Below are 21,170 nucleotides of genomic sequence, written 5' to 3' on the forward strand. Positions count from 1 at the left end.
CGGCCGGGGCAGCTGCCCATGCGGCCAACCCGCCGCGGTGCACTTTTAGCGGGCGCCCTGGCCGGCCTGTGCAAGGTCGTCGGCATTGCTGCCGCCGCCCTGCAGCACCTGCGCCAGGCGCTTGCGGTCAAGCTCGCGTTCCCAGGCAGACACCACCACCGTGGCCACGCCGTTGCCGATGATGTTGGTCAGCGCGCGGCACTCGCTCATGAAGCGGTCGATGCCCAGGATCAGCACCATGCCCGCCACCGGGATTGTCGGCACCACCGCCAGCGTCGCGGCCAGCGTGATGAAGCCGGAGCCGGTCACGCCGCTCGCGCCCTTGGAGGTGATCATTGCCACCGCCAGGATGGTCAGCTGCTGCATCCACGTCAGTTCGATGCCGGTGGCCTGTGCGATGAAGATCACCGCCATCGTCATGTAGATGTTGGTGCCGTCCAGGTTGAACGAATAGCCGGTAGGCACCACCAGGCCCACTACCGACTTGGAGCAGCCCAGCTTCTCCAGCTTCTCCATCATGTGCGGCAGTGCGGCCTCGGACGAGCTGGTGCCCAGCACGATCAGCAGCTCTTCCTTGATGTACGAGATAAAGCGCACGATGCTGAAGCCGGTCATGCGCGCGATCGTGCCCAGCACCACCAGCACGAAGATGATGGCCGTGAAGTAGAAGGTGCCGATCAGCTTCAGCAGCGGCACCAGCGAGCCCAGGCCGTACTTGCCGATGGTGAACGCGATCGCGCCGAAGGCGCCGATCGGGGCCACCTTGGTGATCACGTGCACGATATGGAAGAACACCTTGGAGACCTGCTCGATCATCTGCACCACGAAGCGGGCGCGTTCGCCGAGCGTGGCCAGCGCGGCGCCGAAGAACAGCGACACCAGCAGGATCTGCAGGATGTCGCCATTGGCGAAGGCGCTGAAGACCGTCTCCGGGATGATGTGCATGAAGAATTCGACCGTGCTCTGGCCGTGCGCCTTCGACACGTATTGGGCGATCGCCTTGGTGTCCAGCGTCGACGGATCGATGTTGAAGCCCACGCCCGGCTTGAGCAGGTGCGCGGCGCCCAGGCCGATCAGCAGCGCGAAGGTCGACACCACTTCAAAGTAAAGCAGCGCCTTGCCGCCGACGCGGCCGACCTTCTTCATGTCGCTCATGCCGGCCATGCCGGTCACCACGGTACAGAAGATGATCGGGCCGATAATCATCTTGATCAGCTTGATGAAGCCATCGCCCAGCGGCTTCATGGCCACGCCCGTGTCGGGCCAGTAATGCCCCAGCAGGATGCCGACCAGGATGGCGAACAGCACCTGCACATACAGGATCTTGTAGAAGGGTTTCTTCATGGTGTCGTCCTCGGTGTTGACCGTACCCGGGGCGATGGCGCCGCGGGCGCGCGCCGTCACGGTTGCGGCGCGTTCAGGGAAGGGAATTTGCAACCGGCGTGCCAGTCCAACCGGTATCGCTAACTGATTGATTCACAAGGAAACGCTGCCGTTGCCGGGGCGAAGGGCCTCCGGGATTCCGGAAATCCGGAATCCGCGCTTCCGGGGATTCGGAATGCCGAAGGCGGCAAAGGTGGCCGAGGCGCCACCTGGGCGGTGGGCGTGCGGCGGCTAATGGCGTTGCGCGGGTGCCGGAAGGCGCGGGCGGGCCGCCATGACGCCGTATAATTCCGAGCTTCCGTTCAATGTCCTGCGGCCATGCCGCCGCGCGGGCCCGCCCTCCTTGTCACCGCATCGCATGAGCAGCTACTACCAGCACCACGTCTTCTTCTGCCTGAACCAGCGCGAGGCTGGCGAGAACTGCTGCGCCAACCACAACGCCAAGGCCATGCAGGAATACGCCAAGAAGCGCTGCAAGGAACTCGGCATTGCCGGCGGCGAAGGCCGCGTGCGCATCAACAAGGCGGGCTGCCTGAACCGGTGTGAACTCGGGCCGGTGCTGGTGGTCTACCCCGAGGCAATTTGGTACACCTTTGTGGACGAGCACGACATCGATGAAATCATCGACAGCCACCTGCTCAACGGCAAGCCGGTCGAGCGGCTGATGGTGGACCGCTGAACGAGAACGGAATCCGCGGCGCTGCCGATGACGCAGCGCCGATGCCAGACCCCGCCGCCCGCACGCCGGACGGTTTTTTCATTTCTTGCCCCGGGATTTCCCGCCTGAGCCAGCCGGCCTCCTGATTGCCCCAGACCGCCCTATGAACGCGCATACCCAGGTACTTTCCATCGCCGGCCCCGTCGGCGCGATCGACGTTTCGGTGGATCTGCCGCAAGGCGAGCCGCGAGGACTGGCGCTGGTCGCTCACCCGCACCCGCTGTTCGGCGGCACCAAGGACAACAAGGTCGCGCAGACGCTGGCGCGCGCCTTCGTGCAGCTGGGCTATGCCACCGTGCGCCCCAATTTCCGCGGTGTCGGCGCGACCGGCGGTGAGCATGACAACGGCATCGGCGAGCAGGACGACCTGCTGGCAGTCATCGCCTGGATGCGCGAGCAGACCGCGTGGTCGGCACAGGCCGCGACGCTGCCGCTGGCGCTGGGCGGCTTCTCCTTCGGCAGCTTCGTCAGCACGCACGTGGCCCGGCGCCTCGCCGAGGCCGGCACGCCGGCGCAGCGCCTGGTGCTGGTCGGCACCGCCGCCAGCCGCTGGCAGGTGGCCGAGGTCCCCGCCGACACCATCGTCATACACGGCGAGCAGGATGACACCGTGCCGCTCGCCAGCGTGTTCGACTGGGCCCGCCCGCAGGAGCTGCCGGTGATCGTGATCCCCGGCGCCGACCATTTCTTTCACCGCAAGCTGCACCTGATCAAGCAGCTCGTCGTCAACGCGTGGGACCGGTGACGGCGCAGCGCCAGCGCACCGTACCGTCCCGCACGATCCCTTTCATGTCGGAAACAGAAACAATGCTGAATAGAGCCACGACACGCCTTTCCTCCGTCTTTGCACCAGCCGCCATCGTTGCCGCCGTCGCCACGGCCACGCTGGCCGCCGCGCCCGCCGCAGTCCTTGCGCAGGGCGTGCCGATGCCGCAGGTCGCCGCCAAGTCGTGGATGCTGTATGACGTGACCAGCGGCCAGGCACTGGCCTCGCAGAATGCCGACCAGCGCATCGAGCCGGCCTCGCTGACCAAGCTGATGACCGCCTACCTGGCGTTCGAGGCACTCAAGGAAAAGCGCCTGACGCTGGAACAGACCGTGGTGCCGACCAACCTGGTGCTCAAGGTCAAAAGCGACGAGTCGCGCATGTTCATCGAGCCCAACAAGCCGGTCAGCGTGCAGGACCTGCTGCTGGGCCTGATCGTGCAGTCGGGCAACGACGCCGCGCTGGCGCTGGCCGAGGCCGTGGGCGGCTCGGAAGAGGGCTTCGTCGCGATGATGAACCGCGAGGCCCAGCGCATGGGCATGAAGAGCACCCACTTCACCAATACCGACGGCATTCCCGACCCGAACCACTACACCACCGCGGTGGACCTGGCGACGCTGACCACGCACCTGATCAAGGACTTTCCCGAGTACTACGCCATGTACTCGCAGAAGGAGTTCACCTATAACAAGATCAGGCAGCCCAACCGCAACCGCCTGCTGTACATCGACCCGACCGTGGACGGCGTCAAGACCGGCCACACCAAGTCCGCCGGCTATTGCCTGATCTCGTCGGCCCAGCGCCCGTTGGCCAATGTGCCCAACGGCCAGCGCCGCCTGATCTCGATCGTGATCGGCACCACCACCGAACAGGTGCGCACGCAGGAAAGCCTGAAGATCCTCAACTACGGCTTCCAGTTCTTCGACACGCTGCGCCTGTACGACAAGGGCCAGGTGCTGGCCACGCCCGAGATCTACAAGGGCAAGGCCGGCACGGTCAAGATCGGCGTGCAGCACGAGACCTTCGTCACCGTGCCCAAGGGCACCGGCGGTCGCCTGAAGCCGGTGCTGGAGCGCCAGGAACTGATGATCGCCCCGATCGCGGCGGGCCAGCAGGTGGGCATGGTCAAGCTGATGGACGGCACCAACAAGGTCGCCGAATTCCCCGTGGTGGCGCTGGAAGAAGTGCCCGAGGCCGGTTTCTTCGGCCGCCTGTGGGACACCATCCGCCTGTGGTTCAAGCGCAAGTGATTGGCATGCGCGGCTTGGGCATGCGCCGGGCCGCGCTGGAGAAAACGACATGACAGCCGACAACCAGGGCAGCGGCAACAAGCCCGGCGATATCCCGCCGGAACAGTCGCTGATCGAATACCCGAGCCATTTCCCGATCAAGGTGATGGGCGCGATGCAGGACGGCTTTGCCGAGGCCATCGTCACGCTGGTGCAGGATTTCGATCCGGGCTTCCACGCGGGCAAGATGGAGATGCGGCCTTCGAGCAAAGGCAACTACCTGGGCCTGACCGTGACGGTGTGGGTGACCAGCCGCGAGCAGCTGGATGACCTGTACCGGGCGCTGACTTCGCATCCGATGGTGAAGGTGGTGCTGTAAGCCAGTCATCTTGTAAGACTAACGCTCCCGCTCTGTTTGCTCCCTCTCCCGCCTGCGGGAGAGGGGCCGGGGGTGAGGGCAGGCGCTGGCATACCGACGCCCGTCACTTCGTTCGACACTCCCGCCCTCACCCCCAACCCCTCTCCCGCTCGCGGGAGAGGGGAGCCACTCCCACAGCGTGTGAAGCGCGTCGGGCGCGGCATAGCCTCTTCCCCATACCAACATGAACACCATCACCCTGAAACCCGGCAAGGAAAAATCCCTGCTGCGCCGCCACCCGTGGATCTACGCGACCGGCATCGCCACCACCGAAGGCCGCTGCGAGCCGGGCTCGACCGTGACCGTGCGCGCCGCCGATGGCCGCTTCCTGGCCAAGGCTGCCTACAGCCCCGAATCGCAGATCCGCGCGCGCGTGTGGACCTTCGACGAGAACGAGCCGGTCGACCACGCGCTGTTCAAGCGCCGCGTGGCCGCGGCCATCGCGTACCGGCGCCAGTGGGTGAAGGACAGCGACGCCGTACGCCTGGTCTTCGGCGAATCGGACCGGCTGCCGGGGCTGATCGTCGACTACTACGGCAATGGAGAAACAGGCCAGCTGGTGTGCCAGTTCAATTCGGCCGGCGTGGAGCACTGGAAGACCGCGATCGTGCAGGCACTGGTCAAGGAGACCGGCTGTCCCAACGTCTACGAGCGTTCCGACGCCGCCGTCCGGCAGCGCGAAGGGCTGGACCTGGTGACCGGCGTGCTGGCCGGCGCCGAGCCCGATCCGGCGCTGTCCGTGACCGAGCATGGCGTGCGTTATTACGTCGACGTGCGCAACGGCCACAAGACCGGCTTCTACGTCGACCAGCGCGACAACCGCAAGCTGGTGGGCGACCTGGCCTCAGGGCGCGAGGTGCTGAACTGCTTCTGCTATACCGGCGGCTTCTCGCTGGCCGCGCTGCGCGGCGGGGCTAAATCGGTGACGTCGATCGATTCGTCGGGCGAGGCGCTGAAGATCGCCGCGGGCAACGTGACGCTGAACGGGTTTGATCCGGAGCGCGCGACCTGGCTCGACGCGGACGTGTTCAAGACGCTGCGCGAATTCCGCGCGCAAGGGCGGCAGTTCGACCTGATCGTGCTGGACCCGCCCAAGTTCGCGCCGTCGGCGCAGCATATCGACCGTGCCGCGCGCGCGTACAAGGAGATCAACCTGGTCGGCACGCAGCTGCTGCGGCCGGGCGGTCTGCTGTTCACGTACTCGTGCTCGGGCGCGATCAGCATGGAACTGTTCCAGAAGATCGTGGCGGGCGCGGTGACCGATGCGCGGACGGATGCGCGCATCCTGCGCAGGCTGTCGGCTGGCACCGATCACCCGATGCTGGCGGCGTTTCCGGAAGGGGAGTATCTGAAGGGGTTGCTGCTGGAGCGGGTGGGGTAAGGCTGGATCAATGAGCGGCTGTGGCGTTGGCCGGCCGCTTGTTTGCTCCCCTCTCCCACTGCGCGGGAGAGGGGAGCAAACCGGCAGACTTCTTCTGCGCGAGCCTCACCGCCACATATTGCGCATCCGGCTGGCCAGGTCCACCGGCGCCAGCGCTGGCTTCACCTTCCCTTCGCCAGGCATCGGCGGCGGCGGCCATGCGCGGCTGTGGAAGTTTGGCATGACGCGATTCGGAATAAAACGCGTACGCGACGCATACACATGCCGGTCGCCAAACCCCACCTGCTGGTGCACGTAGAACCGCTGCGGGACGATGACGTCCAGATAGTCCTTGGCCCGCGTCATCGCCACATACAGCAGCCGCCGTTCTTCCTCGATCTCTTCCGTCGTGCCGGTGGCCAAATCGCTCGGCATGCAGCCATCGACGGCATTGAGCACATACACGGCCTTCCACTCCTGCCCCTTGGCCGAGTGGATGGTCGACAGGATCAGGTAGTCCTCGTCGCGCGAGGGCACGCCGGATTCATCGCTCGACGCACTGGGCGGATCCAGCGTCAGCTCGGTGAGGAAGCGCTCGCGCGCGCCGTAGGTGGCGGCGATGCGTTCCAGCTGCTGCAGGTCGGCCTGGCGCGCAGCGGCGTCGTCGTGCAGGCGCTCGAGGTGCGGCGCGTACCAGGCCAGTACTTGTTCGAATTCCGACGGCCACGGCGAGGCCGGCGCCATCAGCGCGCGCGCCAGCGTCAGCAGGTCGGCCCACGCGGGCGCGGCGGCCGGTGGCGGTTCGAATTCCTGCAGCGAGAACAGCGGCTCGGTGGCCAGCGCCAGCGCATCGAGCACGCGCGCCGCGGTCTTGGGGCCGATGCCCGGCAGCAGCTGCAGCGTGCGGAAGCCCGCCATGCGGTCACGCGGGTTCTCCATCCAGCGCACCACGGCCAGCACGTCCTTCACATGTGTCGATTCCAGGAACTTGAGCCCGCCGAACTTCACGAACGGGATATTGCGGCGCGCCAGTTCGATCTCGACCTGCGCGCTGTGGTCGGCGGCACGGAACAGCACCGCCTGCGCCATCAGCGCCAGGCCGGCCTCGCGCCGCGCCAGCACCTGCTCGACCACGTAGCGCGCCTGGTCGGCCTCGTCGTTGACGACAATGATGCCGGGCTTCTCGGCTGACAGCCGCTCGGACCAGAGATCCTTGGTATAGCGTTCGGCCGCAAGTCCGATCACGGCGTTGGCGGCCTGCAGGATCGGCTGCGTCGAACGGTAGTTCTGCGACAGCGTCACCTGCTGCGCGGGTGGCGTGAACTGCCGCGGAAAATCGAGGATGTTGCGCACGGTCGCGCCGCGGAACGCGTAAATCGACTGCGCATCGTCGCCGACCACAGTCAGGCCGCGGCCATCGGGCCGCATGGCCAGCAGGATCGATGCCTGCAGCGCGTTGGTGTCCTGGTATTCGTCGACCAGGACATGGTCGAAGCGCGCCCCCATGTCCTGCGCGATGGCCGGCTCGGCCATGGCCTGCGCCCAGTACAGCAGCAGGTCGTCGTAGTCGAGCACGTGCTGCTTCTGCTTGGCCTCGACATAGCCGGCAAACAGCGTGCGCAGCGCATCGGCCCACATCGCGTAGCGCGGGAACTGCTGCTTGAGCACGTCCTCCAGCGGCGCCTGCGTGTTGACCACGCGCGAGTAAATCGACAGGCAGGTTTCCTTCCTGGGGAAGCGGCTGGCGGTCTCGGACAGGCCCAGGTCGTGGCGCACCACGTGCATCAGGTCGGCCGCATCGCCGCGGTCGCTGATGGTGAAGGCGGGCGACAGGCCCAGCGTCTCGGCGTACTCGCGCAGCAGGCGCGCCCCGATGGCGTGGAAGGTACCCGACCATTGCAGCGCCGCTCGGCCCGCGCCGGTCTGCGTGCCCAGCGCCTGGTCGACGATGCGCTCGACGCGCCGGCCCATTTCGGCGGCGGCGCGGCGCGAGAATGTCAGCAGCAGGATGCGGCGCGGATCTGCGCCGCCCAGCACCAGGTGCGCGACGCGGTGCGCCAGCGTGTTGGTCTTGCCCGACCCCGCGCCGGCGATGATCAGCAGCGGCGCCTCGCAGCCATGCACGACCGCGGCGCGCTGCTCCGGGTTGAGTTTGGACAGGTAGGCGGGGCCTGTGTCGGCCGCATCTGGGGCGAGGGCGGATTCAGGATCCGCGGCAGGGGCAAGGTCCGGTGACACAGGCAGGAAGAGAAATGGGCGGGCAAAAAAACTGGCGCTAACTGTATATCCATACAGGCCCGCAGCGCAAGCCGCTTCGCGCGGGATCGCGCGCGAACCAACAAAAAAGGTGCTCGATGAGCACCTTTTGCGGGATGTTGCCGGCGACAGCGTTACGCGGACTTTGCCAGCGCCTCATCCAGCAGCTTGTGCAGCGCATCCCACTCCGGCTCGCCCACATAGCGCTTGAGGATGCGGCCGTCCTTGTCGACCACGAACGTGGTCGGCGTCAGCTGCACATTGCCGAAGGCCCTGGCGGCGGAGCCGTCCGAATCCATCGCCACCTTGAACGGCAGCCCGCGCGTCTTGGTGTAGTTCATCACATACATCGGTGGGTCATAGTTCATCGCCACGGCGACGAATTCCAACCCCTTGCCCCTGAACTGGTCGTAGGTCTTGACCATGTCGGGCATTTCCTTGATGCAGGTGGCGCAGCTGGTGGCCCAGAAATTGACCAGGTAGACCTTGCCCTTCAGGTCGGCGGTGCTGAGCTTCTCTCCCGACAGCAGCGTAAACGTGGCGGCTGGCGCGGCGTTGGAGGGCGCCAGCGCCCGGTAGCCGAACCAGCCCAGCAGCGCCAGCACAACGATGGCGGCGACGATGGGCCAGGGCTTGCGGGAGGACTTGGCGGGAGCGGAAGTGGTCATGGAAGGCGGGGGAAGCGAATTCTCTTCGGGCGACGACACATTCTAATGCCGCTGGCGCCCCAGCGTTGCGTGGAGTTTGGATGCGGCAATCTGTCGCAATTGCCGGCGCCGCCGCGCGGTTCAACGCCGGGTGGCGATGGCGGCGCGTGCCTGGTCCAGCGCCTGCTCCAGATAGGCGCCGTAGAAATCGGGCTGCATGCCGCGCAACGGACTGGCGGCGGCGCGGCCCTGGCGATCGAGGAACAGCACCGTCGGCGCCACGCGCACCTGGTGCGCCCGCGCCCAGTCACGCGCGGTGGTCACGCTGCCGTCGGCATCGCGCAGCGGCGTGGCGGCGGTCAGGTCCAGCTCGCGCACCGCGATCTCGCCGGCGGCGGCCTGCGGGCCGAGGTAGTTGCGGCGCACCGCGTCGCAATAGCCGCATCCCGGCATCGACACCAGCACGACCAGCGGCTCGCCGCGCCGCGCGGCTTCGGCGCTGTGCGCGGCCAGGTCGGTAGCGGCAGGCAGATGCGCAGTGCCCGCGGCCAGCGTCGTGCCGGCGGCCGATGCCAGCAGCGCGCAGGCGGCCAGACGGAACAGTGCGGTCCGGGCTGGTACTGTGAGGCGGGGCAGGGCGGGAGCAGGCATGCGGTCGGGAAGAACTGTCAGGCGGCGCACCATGCACCGGGGCGCAGCTTCCGCGATAATACCGGTTTCCGCCCGAAGGCGACGGCGGCCGCCAGAGCCGCTCCATGGCCTGCGCGCGCTGCCCGCCACACGCTTCCCCATGCGTCCTCTTTCGCCCCCGCCGAGCCCTGCCGCTACCGTTCGCAGCCTGAGCAGCCTGGCCCGCAGTCCCATGTTGCGCCGCGCCGCCATATGCGCCGCGCTGGCCCTCTGCGCCTGCTCGCCGCGCTACGACTGGCGCACGATCCAGTCCGGCGAGGGCGCCTATGCCGCGCTCTATCCCGGCAAGCCCAGCAGCGCCGCTCGCGATGTCACCATCGCCGGCCGCAAGCTGCCGATGACGATGGAGGCGGCGCGCGTCGACGACACCCTGTTCGCCGTAGGCGTGGTCACGCTGCCCGCCGATGACGAAGCGCTGCGGCGCGAGGCGCTGGCGGCGATGCAGGCGGGCCTGCTGGCCAATCTCGGCACGGCGTCGGGCGAGCCGGCGCGCACGCGGCCGGTCACGATCACGACCGCCGACAAGCCGGGGCGGCCGCTTGCCGGCGTGGAAGTGCAGGCCAGCGGCGTGTCGCCGCAGGACCAGTCGCCACGGCGGCTGACCGCGCGGCTGGTGGCGGTGGGTGCGCGTGCCTACCAGGCGGTGGTGCTGGAGTCAGGCGACGCCGCGCGCGACCAGCGCCAGGCCGAGCAGGTGGAGCAGTTCCTCGGCGGCTTCCATCCGTTCTGACGCCCCGAAGGGCGCCGCAGGAAAACAGGATTTGGGCCGTGGCCGCGTCGGTGCGGCGGCGGCAGTCGTCGTCAAAGGAGAATCGAAATGCGTTGGGAAGTGTGGCTGGCTTATTTCGCGGCGTGCTGGGTGATCGCGGTGTCGCCGGGATCGGGGGCGGTGCTGTCGATGAGCCACGGCCTGTCGTATGGCTTGCGCCGGACCAGCACCACCATCTTCGGGCTGCAGACTGGCCTGGTGATCGTGCTGCTGATTGCCGGCGGCGGCCTGGGTGCGCTGCTGCTGGCCTCGGAGCAGGCCTTCATGGTGGTCAAGACCGTTGGCGCGCTGTACCTGATCTACCTGGGCGTGCAGCAGTGGCGCACGAGGGTCGAAAGCGGCGGCGACGGCGCCGCGGGCGCCGGTCCTGTGCGCGTCTCGGTGATGAGCGCGCGCCGCCGCTTCGCCACCGGGTTGCTGACCAACGTGACCAATCCCAAGGGCATCATCTTCATGGTCGCGGTGCTGCCGCAGTTCATCGACCCCAACCACCCGCTCGCGCCGCAACTGGCAATCCTGGCATTGACCATGTGCTGCGTCGACCTGATAGTGATGCATGGCTACGCGCTGCTGGCCTCGCGCATGCAGGGCCTGTTCCGCAACGCCCGCGCGGTGCGCTGGCAGAACCGCGTCTTCGGCAGCGTGCTGATGGCGGTTGGCGCGGCGCTGTTTTTCGTGCGCCGGCAGCACGCCTGAGCCGCAGCACTGGCGCGTGCGCGCCGGGTTTGCTTCAATGAGGGGGTGCCCCCGGCCACGGAGATCCCCGTATGCCCGATTTGCCGACCCCCCGCGCCGGCGCGCGCATGATGCCGCGCCATACCGTGCCCCCGGTGGAAGAACCGTCGCCGCCCGGCGTGCCACCCGACTTGCCGCTGCCGCCGGAAGAAGATCCGATCCCGCCCCCGGTCGAACCGCCCGTCGCCGCGCCTTACAGCTGAAACAGCTGCTTCGGTCCGCGGAAGCCTTTCAGGCAGGACCCGTCGGTCAGCTCGACCGGCTGGTTGCCATGGCTGTTGCCGGTGCGCAAGCTATGCAGCAGCGGCTCGTCCGCGGCGACATCCGGGCGCGCAGCCATTTCCTGGCCGGCGATGACGGCGCGTGGCACCGGCTTGCCGATCCGTTCGTGGCAGCCGGGCCAGCCTGACGATTTCCTTCCCCTCCCGCAATTGCCGCGCCACGGGCTCCCGCGGCGGCGCTCGAAGTCCATGCACGCTTGTCACACTCGGCGCAAAGTATGAGTGGTGGAAGCGCACCTCGCCATACGGCACGGTCGCGTTGTTCGCCGGTGATGTGGGGAGGACTGCCATGAAAGGGAATATCCTGACGCCTGCCGGCTGGGTCTTCGGCGAGATCCACGCCGGCCCGGACGGGCGCATCGAGCGCATCGACTGCGTGCCTGCCACGCCAGACGGCAACGATGCACCGTACGTGCTGCCGGGGTTTGTCGACCTGCTCAACCACGGTGGCGGCGGCAAAGATTTCATGGATGGCGAGGCGGCGGTGCCGGCGATCCTGCGTGCGCATGTGCGCTACGGCACCACCAGCCTGCTGGGCAGCACCATGACCGCGCCGCCGGAGGTGCTGCTGGCGGCACTGCAGGGACTGGAGCGCGCCAGCCGCGCGCGGCCGCCCGGCGCGGCCCGCATGCTCGGGGTGCACCTGGAGGGACCGTATATCAATCCCGGCAAGCTTGGCGCGCAGCCCGACGCGTCGGCAATCGCCACGCCGGGCCAGCTGGAGCAGTACCTGGACTCGGCGCCGATCCGCGTGGTGACGCTGGCGCCTGAACTGCCTGGCCACCTCGACATCATCCGCATGCTGGCTAAGCGCGGCGTGCGCGCGCAGCTGGGCCATACGCTGGGCACGTATGAAGACGCAGTCGCCGCGCTCGAGGCCGGCGCGTCTGGCTTTACCCACCTGTTCAACGCCATGACGCCGCTGCAGCACCGCGCGCCGGGCATGGTCGCGGCGGCGTTGGCGCATGCCGAATTCGCCGAATTGATCCCAGACCTGGTGCATGTGCATCCCGGCGCCATCCGCGCCGCTTTGCGAGCGATCCCGCGGCTGTATGCGGTGACCGATGCCACCGCCGCGGCGGGCATGCCGGACGGCGTCTATCACCTCGGCAGCCAGACCGTGTACAAGTCGGACGGCAGCGTGCGGCTGGCTGACGGCACGCTGGCCGGCAGCGTGCTGACGATGGACCAGGCGCTGCGCAATTTCGTGGCGATCGGGCTCGACCTGGAGGATGCCGCGCGGCGCGTGTCGCTGTATCCGGCGCAGTACCTGGGCTTGACCGACCGCGGCGCGCTTGCTCCCGGCTGCTGGGCCGACGTGGTTGTGCTCGACCGCGCGCTGTCGGTGCGCAGCGTGTATGCCGAAGGAGAATGCTGTGTCGACAATGCTCAATACCTGCGCAAACTGACCGGGACGCGCTGAACCCTTTCCCATTCCGCCAATGCCGCCGGCATGCAAGGAGCCCGCCATGCAATCCACCCGTTCCGCATCTTCCTTCGGCAGCGCCGATCCGCGGCCGCTGGACCTCGTCATTTTCGGCGGCGCCGGCGACCTGTCGGCGCGCAAGCTGCTGCCTTCGCTGTACATGTGCCATCGTGACGGCAACCTGCCCGACGGCACCCGCATCATCGGCGTGGGCCGCCATCCCGGGGATGCCGAGGCTTTTGCCCGTTTCGCCGACGAGAGTGCGCAGGGCTTTGTCGATGCGCGCTATCTGGATCCGGCCAAGTGGCAGGCCTTCCTGCAGCGGCTCGACTACGTGCGGCTGGATGCGTCGCAGCCTGGCGACTATCCCGCGCTGGCGGCGCAGTTGCGCAACGACGCGCTGCGCATTTTCTACATGGCGATGCCGCCTGGGCTGTTCGCCGCGACCTGCGACAACCTCGCCGGCCATGGTCTGATCGCCGGCGACACGCGCCTGGTGCTGGAGAAACCGCTGGGCGTCGACCTGGCCTCGGCGATTTCCATCGGCGAAGTGGTCCGCCGCCATTTCAGCGAAGACCGCACCTACCGCATCGACCATTACCTCGGCAAGGAAACGGTGCAGAACCTGATGGCGCTGCGCTTCGGCAACTCGATCTTCGAGCCGCTGTGGCGCACGCCATTCGTGCGCAGCGTGCAGATCACCGTGGCCGAGACCGTGGGCGTGGGTACGCGCGGCGGCTTCTACGACGAAGCTGGCGCGATGCGCGACATGGTGCAGAACCACCTGCTGCAGCTGGTCAGCATCCTGGCGATGGAGCCGCCCGCGTCGCTGAACTCGGACGCGGTGCGCGACGAGAAGCTGAAGGTGCTGCGCTCGCTGCGGCCGATGTCGGTCGAGGACGTGCGCCGCAATACCGTGCGCGGCCAGTACACAGCGGGCGCGATCGCCGGCGAGCTGGTGCGCGGCTACCTGCAGGAAGACGGCATTCCGCCCGACAGCCACACCGAGACCTTTGTCGCGATGCGCGCCGAGCTGGGGACCTGGCGCTGGAACAAGGTGCCGTTCTACCTGCGCACCGGCAAGCGCATGCAGGAGCGCGTGTCCGAGGTGGTGATCCACTTCGCCGAGGTGCCGCATTCGATTTTCGACAGCGGCAGCACGCTGCAGCCCAACCGCATGGTGATCCGCCTGCAGCCGGAGGAATCGGTGCGGCTCACGCTGATGGTCAAGCAGCCAGGCGAGGGCATGAAGCTCAAGCCGCTGAGCCTGGCGCTGAACCTCGACTCGGCTTTCACCACGCGGCGCGCCGAGGCCTATGAACGGCTGCTGCTCGACGTGATCCGCGGCCGGCTGGCGTTGTTCGTGAGGCATGACGAGCTGCAGGCCGCATGGACCTGGGTCGACCCGATCCTGGAGGCGTGGCGGCAGCAGGACGAAGGGCCGCGGCCCTATACCGCGGGCACGTGGGGGCCGGCGGCGTCGTCGGCATTCATGGCGCGGGAGGGCGTGCAGTGGTCGGAGGAAGCATGAGGGGGCGCGCCTAGCCCGGCGCCATCCGCAGCGCCCGCCGATACTGGATCGCCTCGGCAACGTGCGCGGCTGTCAGCACCGCCGCGTTTTCCAGATCGGCAATCGTGCGCGCCACCTTCAGCACGCGGAAGTATGAGCGCGCCGACCACGACAGCCGCACCATCGCCCCGCGCAGCAGCGCCTGTGCCTGCGGTTCCAGCTGGCAGTGCTGCTCGATCTCGCGTCCGCCCAGCTCGCTGTTGGGCTTGCCCTGCCGCGCCAGTTGCAGCATGCGCGCCGCCAGCGCGCGCTCGCGCACCGCGGCGCTGGGTTCGCCTGGCGGGCCGTCGAGCATCTCGCCCTGGTCCTGGGCGGGCACTTCCACCTGCAAATCGATCCGGTCGAGCATCGGCCCGGAAATGCGCGACTGGTAGCGCCGCACCTGGTCGGGCGTGCAGCGGCAGGGGCGGTCGGGATGGCCCAGGTAGCCGCACGGGCACGGGTTCATCGCCGCCACAAACTGGAAGCTGGCAGGGAAGTCGGCATGTCCGTTGGCGCGCGCGATGGTGATGCGGCCCGACTCCAGCGGCTCTCGCAGGACTTCCAGGACCCGGCGGTCGAACTCCGGCAGTTCATCGAGGAACAGGACACCGTGATGCGCCAGCGAGATCTCGCCGGGGCGCGGGTTGCCGCCGCCGCCGACCATGGCCGGGCCCGACGCGGTGTGGTGCGGCGCGCGACAGGGGCGCTGGCCCCACAGCGCGGTACGGAAGCCGCCCGGCGTCAGGCTCATGACCGCGGCGGATTCCAGTGCCTCCTGCAGCGACATCGGCGGCAGCAGGCCCGGCAGGCGCTGCGCCAGCATCGACTTGCCAGTGCCAGGCGGGCCGACCAGCAAGACCGAGTGCTGGCCTGCCGCGGCCACTTCCATGGCCCGGCGCGCCTGCGCCTGGCCGCGCACGTCGCGCATGTCGGGGCCGCTGGCGACCGACCTGGGCAGCGCGGCGGGGGCGGCGCGCGGCAGGCGGGCGTCCGGCCGGCCACCGAGGTGCTCGCACACCTCGCGCAGCGTGACGGCGGCGTGGACTGGCAGGTCTTCGATCAATGCCGCTTCGGGACCGTTGTCGCGCGCCACCAGGAAAGCGCATGGGGCGGCGCCGGCAGCGTGGCGCACGGCGTTGTCCTGCGCCAGCCCCATCGCCATGGCCAACGCGCCGCGCACCGGCCGCAGCTCGCCGGACAGCGACAGCTCGGCGGCGAATTCATGATGGTCGAGCGCATCGGCCGGGATCTGGCCGCTGGCGGCCAGGATGCCGAGCGCGATCGCCAGGTCGAAGCGGCCGGATTCCTTGGGCAGGTCGGCCGGCGCCAGGTTGACAGTGATGCGCCGGTTGGGGAACTCGTAGCCGCTGTTGAGGATGGCGGCGCGCACGCGCTCTCGGCTCTCTCGCACGCCGGTGTCCGCCAGGCCGACGATGGTGAATACCGGCAGGCCGTTGGCCAGATGGGTTTCGACACGCACCGGCGGCGCCGCGATGCCGGTCAGAGCCCGGCTGCCCAGGACGGCGAGGCTCATGCCGGGCCTCCCAAGGGATCGGACTGTCGCCGATTTGTTAACGAAAAAGGCCGCCAGCATTGGCGGCCTTCAGACAGGCTGGTGGAGCGAAGCCTGACCGACGGCTTCATGCGCCCCCGGTCGAGTCCACCGCGCCGGCGCCCGGCGGGATGCCTGCGCGGCGCTCCAGCTCGGCCACGCGGGCTTCCAGCTCTTCGAGCCGGGAGCGGGTACGGGCCAGCACCTGCGACTGGACGTCGAATTCCTCGCGGGTGACCAGGTCGAGCCGGGCGAAGCCCTGCGTCATCATGCTGCGCACGTTCTTCTCGATGTCCCTTGCAGGCGAATTGCGCAGCGCCTCGCTGACCTTGTTCTGCAGGTCGTTGAAGAGATCGGTCGGTTTCATGGTTTCTCCTTTGCGCACCTAACTGGTGCCAATCCCGGTGGGCATCTGGCGTATAGCGCGCTTTCGCACAGGTTTAGGGCGCCCCCAATACGGGCGGAGCCTCGCGGCCGGGCCGCGCGCAGCCACCGTCAGAATTCGATTATCGCCCCTACTGCACGTGGACGAAAGCTCCGGCGTGTCCGTCTTTACACCTTTTAACGTGATTTGCCTTGGCTGCAAGGCAGATTCAAGAGAGGTGTGGGTCGCTGCCGGCTCACTGCGACGGGCGAGGCCTGCCCGCGCCGTGCGCTTTCCGATCGGCTGGCACGGCAGTTGCAGTAGTGATGCCGCCTGCCTCACCGAAATACAAACAAACGAAATCCGAGCCATCAAGGAAAAGGAGAAAAAATCCATGAAGAAGTTGGCCCTTGCAGTCAGCGCGGTCGTCCTGTCCAGCGCCGCCGTCACGGCCGTTGCGCAGAGCACCGACGCGGCTCCGGCGCCCGCTGCCGCCGCTGCCGAGCCGGCATCGCCGCACACCTTCACGGCCAACGTGTCGCTGGTCTCTGACTACCGCTATCGCGGCATCAGCCAGACCAACCTGCGTCCGGCCATCCAGGGGGGCTTCGACTACGCGCATGAGAGCGGCTTCTACGTGGGCAACTGGAACTCGAGCATCAGCTGGCTCGAGGACGCCAACCCGGCAGTTTCAGCGCCGGTCGAGATGGACTTCTACGGCGGCTTCAAGAACACCTTCAAGGTGTCGGGCGTGGAACTGAACTACGACCTGGGCGTGCTCGAGTACTACTACCCGGGCGGCTACAACAACCCGCGCCCGTACACCACCGAGCTGTATGCCGGCATCGGCTGGGGACCGGTGTTCCTGAAGTACTCGCATTCGGTCACAAACCTGTTCGGCTGGGCCGACAGCAAGAACAGCTACTACGTCGACCTGACGGCCAACGTGCCGCTGAACTTCTGGGACCTGACGCTGAACGCGCACGTCGGTTACCAGGGCGTCAAGCACAACAGCGACGCGTCCTACACCGACTGGAAGATCGGCCTGACCAAGGACCTGGGCAAGGGCTTCGCGCTGGCGGTGGCCTACGTCGACACCAATGCCAAGGAAGTGGCGTACACCAGCGCCAACCGCGGCCGCTACCTCGGCAAGGCGACGGCCTGGGCCTCGATCACCAAGACTTTCTAATCACCGCTGCAGGCCGGGCTGGCCGGAGCAGAGCCTGCCCCAAGGAGAATCCGGATGAAACTCATCATCGCAGTCATCAAGCCGTTCAAGCTCGACGAGGTGCGCGAAGCGCTGTCGGACGTGGGCGTGTCCGGCATCACCGTGACCGAAGTGAAAGGCTTCGGCCGCCAGAAGGGCCATACCGAGCTGTACCGCGGCGCCGAGTACATCGTCGACTTCCTGCCCAAGGTGAAGATCGAGGTGGCCGTGCCCGACGACGTGGTCGAGCGCGCCATCGAGGCGGTCGAGAAGTCGGCCCGCACCGGCAAGATCGGCGACGGCAAGATCTTCGTGGCACCGATCGAGCAAGTCATCCGCATCCGCACCGGCGAGACCGGCGGCGATGCCCTGTGACCCAAGACAGCATAGAGACAGAGGTTAATCACATGAAAACCTGGATCAAGCGATTCCTGACGGCGGGCGCGATGGCGCTGGCCATCGGCACGGCCGGTGTGGGCATGTCCGCGCCGGCCGCCGCACAGGACAAGCCGGCGGCGGAGGCTTCGGCCCCGGCCGTCTCGGCGGCCCCCGCTCCCGCCGCCGCTGCGGCGGCACCAGCGGCCGCGCCGGCTGCCGCCCCAGCGGCGGCGGCTCCGGCCGCTCCTGCTGAAGCCGCCGCCGCACCGGCCGCGCCGCAGCCCAACAAGGGCGACGTGGCCTGGTTGCTGGTGGCCACCGCCTTCGTCATCCTGATGACGCTGCCGGGCCTGGCGCTGTTCTACGGCGGCCTGGTGCGTTCCAAGAACATGCTGTCGGTGCTGATGCAGTGCCTGGTGATCTTCTCGCTGGTGGCGCTGCTGTGGGCGATCTACGGCTACAGCTTCGCCTTCACCGAGGGCAACGCCTTCTTCGGCGGCACCGACCGGCTCTTCATGAAGGGGCTGACGGTGGAAGCCATGGCGGCCACCTTCAGCAAGGGCGTGGTGATCCCGGAACTGGGCTTCTTCGCCTTCCAGTGCGCCTTCGCCTGCATCACCTGCGGCCTGATCATCGGCGCCTTCGCCGAGCGCGCCAAGTTCTCGGCCGTGCTGGTGTTCGTGGTGCTGTGGTTCACCTTCGCCTACATCCCGATGGCGCACATGGTCTGGTTCTGGCCGGGTCCTGACGCCTACACCGACGCTGCCGCCGGCGCTGCCGCGACCGCCAAGTCGGGCTGGCTGTTCCAGAAGGGCGCGCTCGACTACGCGGGCGGCACCGTGGTGCACATCAACGCCGCCGTGGCGGGCCTGGTGGGCGCGTACCTGTTCGGCAAGCGCATCGGCTTCGGCCGCGAGGCGATCCGTCCGCACAGCCTGACCTTCACCATGGTCGGTGCCTCGCTGCTGTGGTTCGGCTGGTTCGGCTTCAACGCCGGCTCGGGCCTGGAAGCCAGCGCCGGTGCCGCCCTGGCCTTCGTCAACACGCTGCTGGCGACCTGCGCCGCGGTGCTGGCGTGGACCTTCGGCGAGTGGATCGGCAAGGGCAAGCCGTCGATGCTGGGCGGTGCCTCGGGCGCGGTGGCCGGCCTGGTGGCGATCACCCCGGCAGCTGGTTTTGTCGGCCCGATGGGCTCGATCGCGATGGGCCTGGTGGCTGGCCTGCTGTGCCTGTGGGGCGTGACCGGCCTGAAGCGCATGCTGGGCATGGACGACTCGCTCGACGTGTTCGGCGTGCACGGCGTGGGCGGCATCGTGGGCGCGCTGCTGACCGGCGTGTTCGCGGCGCCGAGCCTGGGCGGCACCGGCATCTACGACTACGTGGCCAACAAGGTGGCCGAAGACTATTCGATTGCCGGCCAGCTGTGGATCCAGTTCGAGGGTGTGCTGACCACGGTGGTGTGGTCGGGCATCGTGTCCTTCGTGGCCTACAAGCTAGTGGACATGCTCATCGGCCTGCGGGTGCCGGAAGATGAAGAGCGCGAGGGCCTGGATATCACCTCGCACGGCGAGACCGCATATGAAGCCTGAAGCCAAAGGTGTTGTGCTGGAGAGCTGATTGGGAATCGTCTCTCAGGAGTTTCGCCCGGCCGCGTGCCGGGCTTTTTTCGTCTTGTAAAGCGGACATTATGGCCGGCCGCCACGCAACCCCGGACTGCGGGGCGGCCGCGCGGAGAATACTCGCAAAAGCCGCCAGCCCAATGGCGGCGCGGGTTGGCAGCCGATTCCCCCGGCACGCGCGCGGGTTTTTCGCAAAGTGCTTAACTCCGATCTTAAAAAGCTTCAATTGTCTTTAATGTCCGGGGCACATACATTGCCAGTGAGGCAGTTTCCTCCACCTGCAGAAACGCTCCCCGTATCTGTCAGGCCATTTAAAAGCGCGGCCATGCCGCGCTTTTTTTTGCCCGCTGCCATTGGCCTTTCCCCGGCCCTTTATTTCCCGCGCGGCGTCCCCATATCGTTATCCCTTATGCCATGGCCTGCATATCCTTATCAGGAGTGTGCCAGCGCCTGTTTGGCCGTTCCTCTACAATCGGGGCGAACGATAAAGACGATCTATAGGATGGATATGGTCCCGCATCTCATCACCGCGCTGAACGGTCCTCTGCTCGAACTGGAGAAGAAGATCCTGGACGCCACCCCGTCGATCGAGCGCTGGTTCAGGCTGGAATGGCAGGAGCATACGCCCCCGTTCTATTGTTCGGTGGACCTGCGCAACGCCGGCTTCAAGCTGGCGCCGGTCGACACTAACCTGTTCCCGGGCGGCTTCAACAACCTGGCCCCGGAAATGCTCCCGCTCGCCGTGCAGGCTGCGATGGCGGCGATTGAAAAGATCTGCCCGGATGCCAAGAACCTGCTGCTGATTCCCGAGCGTCACACGCGCAACATGTTCTACCTGCAGAACGTGGCGCGGCTGTCGCTGATCATGCGCCAGGCGGGGCTGAATGTGCGCCTTGGTTCGCTGTCCGAGGAAATCACCGAGCCGACACCGATCGAGTTGCCCGACGGCCAGACGCTGGTGGTCGAGCCGCTGGCGCGCCTGGGCACCAAGGGCCGCCGGCTGGGGCTGAAGGACTTCGATCCCTGTTCGATCCTGCTGAACAACGACCTGTCGGCCGGGATCCCGCCGATCCTTGAGAACATCAACGAGCAGTACCTGCTGCCGCCGCTGCATGCCGGCTGGTCGACCCGCCGCAAGAGCAGCCACTTTGCCGCCTACGACGAGGTGGCGAAGAAGTTCGCCAAGCTGATCGATATCGACCAATGGATGGTCAACCCGTACTTTGCCCGCACCAGCGGCGTGAACTTCCATGAGCGCGTGGGCGAGGAAGAGCTGGCTGACGCGGTCGAAGGTGTGCTGAAGAAGATCGCCAAGAAGTACCGCGAGTACGGCATCAAGGAAACGCCGTACGTGGTGGTCAAGGCCGATGCCGGCACCTACGGCATGGGCATCATGACCGTGCGCGACCCGTCCGAGGTCAAGGGCCTGAACCGCAAAGAGCGCAACAAGATGAGCGTGGTCAAGGAAGGCCTGGAGGTCAGCGACGTCATCATCCAGGAGGGCGTGCACACCTTCGAGAAGATCAACGAGGCGGTGGCCGAGCCGGTGGTCTACATGATCGACCGCTACGTGGTGGGCGGCTTCTACCGCGTGCATACCGGCCGCGGCAACGACGAGAACCTGAACGCACCGGGCATGCATTTCGTGCCGCTGGCGTTCGCGCCCAACGGTATTCCCGACACCCACGCCAAGCCGGGCGCGGCGGTGCCGAACCGCTTCTACATGTACGGCGTGGTGGCGCGGCTGGCGCTGCTGGCGGCGTCGATCGAACTCGAAAAGACTGACCCGAACCCGATCCTGTGACGACCTCCTGACGAGC

The 21,170-nt window shown here is 67.3% G+C and carries 21 protein-coding genes; 14 read left to right on the forward strand and 7 right to left on the reverse strand.

The annotated features are described in order from the left end of the window. Positions 1–45: 45 nt before the first annotated feature. Complete coding sequence (locus J8I34_RS14480) at positions 46–1,344, reverse strand: dicarboxylate/amino acid:cation symporter (RefSeq protein ID WP_029046699.1); 1,299 nt, start codon at positions 1,342–1,344, stop codon at positions 46–48. A 397-nt stretch (positions 1,345–1,741) separates the two neighbouring features. Between J8I34_RS14480 and J8I34_RS14485 the strand changes: the two genes are divergently transcribed. The 5 genes from J8I34_RS14485 to J8I34_RS14505 all read left to right on the forward strand — a co-directional run bounded on the left by J8I34_RS14485 (position 1,742) and on the right by J8I34_RS14505 (position 5,895). Next, positions 1,742–2,062: a (2Fe-2S) ferredoxin domain-containing protein gene (locus tag J8I34_RS14485; RefSeq protein ID WP_029046700.1), complete on the forward strand. Its 321-nt coding sequence runs from the start codon at positions 1,742–1,744 to the stop codon at positions 2,060–2,062. Between the two features lie 142 nt (positions 2,063–2,204). Continuing rightward, positions 2,205–2,846, forward strand: a complete 642-nt coding sequence (locus J8I34_RS14490) for an alpha/beta hydrolase (RefSeq protein WP_209776637.1) — start codon at positions 2,205–2,207, stop codon at positions 2,844–2,846. A gap of 62 nt (positions 2,847–2,908) precedes the next feature. After that, the gene (locus J8I34_RS14495) at positions 2,909–4,117 is read left to right on the forward strand and encodes a D-alanyl-D-alanine carboxypeptidase family protein (RefSeq protein WP_029046702.1); all 1,209 of its coding nucleotides are present in this window, start codon (positions 2,909–2,911) and stop codon (positions 4,115–4,117) included. A 49-nt stretch (positions 4,118–4,166) separates the two neighbouring features. After that, positions 4,167–4,475: a YbeD family protein gene (locus J8I34_RS14500; RefSeq protein ID WP_029046703.1), complete on the forward strand. Its 309-nt coding sequence runs from the start codon at positions 4,167–4,169 to the stop codon at positions 4,473–4,475. A 223-nt stretch (positions 4,476–4,698) separates the two neighbouring features. Next, positions 4,699–5,895 carry a class I SAM-dependent rRNA methyltransferase gene (locus J8I34_RS14505; RefSeq protein WP_029046704.1) on the forward strand — a complete coding sequence of 399 codons (1,197 nt, stop codon included), beginning with the start codon at positions 4,699–4,701 and terminating at the stop codon, positions 5,893–5,895. A gap of 105 nt (positions 5,896–6,000) precedes the next feature. On the opposite strand, the gene J8I34_RS14510 is transcribed toward J8I34_RS14505, so the two are convergent. The 3 genes from J8I34_RS14510 to J8I34_RS14520 form a co-directional block, all read right to left on the reverse strand. After that, positions 6,001–8,112: an ATP-dependent helicase gene (locus tag J8I34_RS14510; RefSeq protein WP_209806326.1), complete on the reverse strand. Its 2,112-nt coding sequence runs from the start codon at positions 8,110–8,112 to the stop codon at positions 6,001–6,003. Positions 8,113–8,264: 152 nt separating this feature from the next. Next, the gene (locus J8I34_RS14515; protein ID WP_209806327.1) at positions 8,265–8,798 is read right to left on the reverse strand and encodes a TlpA family protein disulfide reductase; all 534 of its coding nucleotides are present in this window, start codon (positions 8,796–8,798) and stop codon (positions 8,265–8,267) included. 120 nt (positions 8,799–8,918) lie between these two features. Next, the gene (locus J8I34_RS14520; RefSeq protein WP_029046707.1) at positions 8,919–9,428 is read right to left on the reverse strand and encodes a SoxW family protein; all 510 of its coding nucleotides are present in this window, start codon (positions 9,426–9,428) and stop codon (positions 8,919–8,921) included. A gap of 139 nt (positions 9,429–9,567) precedes the next feature. Here J8I34_RS14520 and J8I34_RS14525 point away from each other — a divergent pair, with 139 nt between their 5' ends. The 3 genes from J8I34_RS14525 (at position 9,568) to J8I34_RS14535 (ending at position 11,174) form a co-directional block, all read left to right on the forward strand. After that, positions 9,568–10,197: a hypothetical protein gene (locus tag J8I34_RS14525; protein WP_209806328.1), complete on the forward strand. Its 630-nt coding sequence runs from the start codon at positions 9,568–9,570 to the stop codon at positions 10,195–10,197. Positions 10,198–10,284: 87 nt separating this feature from the next. Further along, positions 10,285–10,932 carry a LysE family transporter gene (locus J8I34_RS14530; protein ID WP_209776648.1) on the forward strand — a complete coding sequence of 216 codons (648 nt, stop codon included), beginning with the start codon at positions 10,285–10,287 and terminating at the stop codon, positions 10,930–10,932. Between the two features lie 71 nt (positions 10,933–11,003). Next, positions 11,004–11,174, forward strand: coding sequence for a hypothetical protein (locus J8I34_RS14535; protein ID WP_209806329.1), 171 nt, complete (start codon positions 11,004–11,006; stop codon positions 11,172–11,174). On the opposite strand, the gene J8I34_RS14540 is transcribed toward J8I34_RS14535, so the two are convergent. Next, a complete protein-coding gene (locus J8I34_RS14540; RefSeq protein WP_209806330.1) occupies positions 11,165–11,443 on the reverse strand; it encodes a hypothetical protein in 279 nt (92 codons plus the stop codon). The genes J8I34_RS14535 and J8I34_RS14540 overlap by 10 nt on opposite strands. A gap of 98 nt (positions 11,444–11,541) precedes the next feature. Here J8I34_RS14540 and nagA point away from each other — a divergent pair, with 98 nt between their 5' ends. Continuing rightward, on the forward strand, positions 11,542–12,675 hold the full coding sequence (gene nagA / locus J8I34_RS14545) for an N-acetylglucosamine-6-phosphate deacetylase (protein ID WP_209806331.1): 1,134 nt from the start codon (positions 11,542–11,544) through the stop codon (positions 12,673–12,675). Positions 12,676–12,721: 46 nt separating this feature from the next. Next, positions 12,722–14,209 carry a glucose-6-phosphate dehydrogenase gene (zwf, locus tag J8I34_RS14550; protein WP_029046711.1) on the forward strand — a complete coding sequence of 496 codons (1,488 nt, stop codon included), beginning with the start codon at positions 12,722–12,724 and terminating at the stop codon, positions 14,207–14,209. A 10-nt stretch (positions 14,210–14,219) separates the two neighbouring features. On the opposite strand, the gene J8I34_RS14555 is transcribed toward zwf, so the two are convergent. Together J8I34_RS14555 and J8I34_RS14560 are read right to left on the reverse strand one after the other, a co-directional pair. Continuing rightward, a complete protein-coding gene (locus J8I34_RS14555; protein ID WP_209776659.1) occupies positions 14,220–15,764 on the reverse strand; it encodes a YifB family Mg chelatase-like AAA ATPase in 1,545 nt (514 codons plus the stop codon). A gap of 106 nt (positions 15,765–15,870) precedes the next feature. Beyond that, positions 15,871–16,149, reverse strand: a complete 279-nt coding sequence (locus J8I34_RS14560) for an accessory factor UbiK family protein (protein WP_029046713.1) — start codon at positions 16,147–16,149, stop codon at positions 15,871–15,873. A gap of 391 nt (positions 16,150–16,540) precedes the next feature. Between J8I34_RS14560 and J8I34_RS14565 the strand changes: the two genes are divergently transcribed. The 4 genes from J8I34_RS14565 (at position 16,541) to gshA (ending at position 21,154) form a co-directional block, all read left to right on the forward strand. Beyond that, positions 16,541–17,335, forward strand: a complete 795-nt coding sequence (locus tag J8I34_RS14565) for a TorF family putative porin (protein WP_029046714.1) — start codon at positions 16,541–16,543, stop codon at positions 17,333–17,335. Positions 17,336–17,389: 54 nt separating this feature from the next. Next, positions 17,390–17,728 carry a P-II family nitrogen regulator gene (locus tag J8I34_RS14570; protein ID WP_010814843.1) on the forward strand — a complete coding sequence of 113 codons (339 nt, stop codon included), beginning with the start codon at positions 17,390–17,392 and terminating at the stop codon, positions 17,726–17,728. Between the two features lie 32 nt (positions 17,729–17,760). After that, entirely contained in the window at positions 17,761–19,320 is a 1,560-nt protein-coding gene (locus tag J8I34_RS14575; protein WP_209806332.1) for an ammonium transporter, read from the forward strand. A 538-nt stretch (positions 19,321–19,858) separates the two neighbouring features. Beyond that, positions 19,859–21,154, forward strand: a complete 1,296-nt coding sequence (gshA, locus tag J8I34_RS14580; protein ID WP_209776665.1) for a glutamate--cysteine ligase — start codon at positions 19,859–19,861, stop codon at positions 21,152–21,154. The last annotated feature ends 16 nt before the right edge of the window (positions 21,155–21,170 follow it).

This window comes from Cupriavidus phytohabitans, from assembly GCF_017815025.1.
GTDB lineage: Bacteria > Pseudomonadota > Gammaproteobacteria > Burkholderiales > Burkholderiaceae > Cupriavidus.

What these genes read in the sequence shown, in the direction of transcription:
- J8I34_RS14480 (WP_029046699.1), bottom strand. Translation starts at nt 1,344, where the DNA reads ATGAAGAAACCCTTCTACAAGATCCTGTATGTGCAGGTGCTGTTCGCC.
- J8I34_RS14485 (WP_029046700.1), top strand. Translation starts at nt 1,742, where the DNA reads ATGAGCAGCTACTACCAGCACCACGTCTTCTTCTGCCTGAACCAGCGC.
- J8I34_RS14490 (WP_209776637.1), top strand. Translation starts at nt 2,205, where the DNA reads ATGAACGCGCATACCCAGGTACTTTCCATCGCCGGCCCCGTCGGCGCG.
- J8I34_RS14495 (WP_029046702.1), top strand. Translation starts at nt 2,909, where the DNA reads ATGCTGAATAGAGCCACGACACGCCTTTCCTCCGTCTTTGCACCAGCC.
- J8I34_RS14500 (WP_029046703.1), top strand. Translation starts at nt 4,167, where the DNA reads ATGACAGCCGACAACCAGGGCAGCGGCAACAAGCCCGGCGATATCCCG.
- J8I34_RS14505 (WP_029046704.1), top strand. Translation starts at nt 4,699, where the DNA reads ATGAACACCATCACCCTGAAACCCGGCAAGGAAAAATCCCTGCTGCGC.
- J8I34_RS14515 (WP_209806327.1), bottom strand. Translation starts at nt 8,798, where the DNA reads ATGACCACTTCCGCTCCCGCCAAGTCCTCCCGCAAGCCCTGGCCCATC.
- J8I34_RS14520 (WP_029046707.1), bottom strand. Translation starts at nt 9,428, where the DNA reads ATGCCTGCTCCCGCCCTGCCCCGCCTCACAGTACCAGCCCGGACCGCA.
- J8I34_RS14525 (WP_209806328.1), top strand. Translation starts at nt 9,568, where the DNA reads ATGCGTCCTCTTTCGCCCCCGCCGAGCCCTGCCGCTACCGTTCGCAGC.
- J8I34_RS14530 (WP_209776648.1), top strand. Translation starts at nt 10,285, where the DNA reads ATGCGTTGGGAAGTGTGGCTGGCTTATTTCGCGGCGTGCTGGGTGATC.
- J8I34_RS14535 (WP_209806329.1), top strand. Translation starts at nt 11,004, where the DNA reads ATGCCCGATTTGCCGACCCCCCGCGCCGGCGCGCGCATGATGCCGCGC.
- J8I34_RS14540 (WP_209806330.1), bottom strand. Translation starts at nt 11,443, where the DNA reads ATGGACTTCGAGCGCCGCCGCGGGAGCCCGTGGCGCGGCAATTGCGGG.
- nagA (WP_209806331.1), top strand. Translation starts at nt 11,542, where the DNA reads ATGAAAGGGAATATCCTGACGCCTGCCGGCTGGGTCTTCGGCGAGATC.
- zwf (WP_029046711.1), top strand. Translation starts at nt 12,722, where the DNA reads ATGCAATCCACCCGTTCCGCATCTTCCTTCGGCAGCGCCGATCCGCGG.
- J8I34_RS14555 (WP_209776659.1), bottom strand. Translation starts at nt 15,764, where the DNA reads ATGAGCCTCGCCGTCCTGGGCAGCCGGGCTCTGACCGGCATCGCGGCG.
- J8I34_RS14560 (WP_029046713.1), bottom strand. Translation starts at nt 16,149, where the DNA reads ATGAAACCGACCGATCTCTTCAACGACCTGCAGAACAAGGTCAGCGAG.
- J8I34_RS14565 (WP_029046714.1), top strand. Translation starts at nt 16,541, where the DNA reads ATGAAGAAGTTGGCCCTTGCAGTCAGCGCGGTCGTCCTGTCCAGCGCC.
- J8I34_RS14570 (WP_010814843.1), top strand. Translation starts at nt 17,390, where the DNA reads ATGAAACTCATCATCGCAGTCATCAAGCCGTTCAAGCTCGACGAGGTG.
- J8I34_RS14575 (WP_209806332.1), top strand. Translation starts at nt 17,761, where the DNA reads ATGAAAACCTGGATCAAGCGATTCCTGACGGCGGGCGCGATGGCGCTG.
- gshA (WP_209776665.1), top strand. Translation starts at nt 19,859, where the DNA reads ATGGTCCCGCATCTCATCACCGCGCTGAACGGTCCTCTGCTCGAACTG.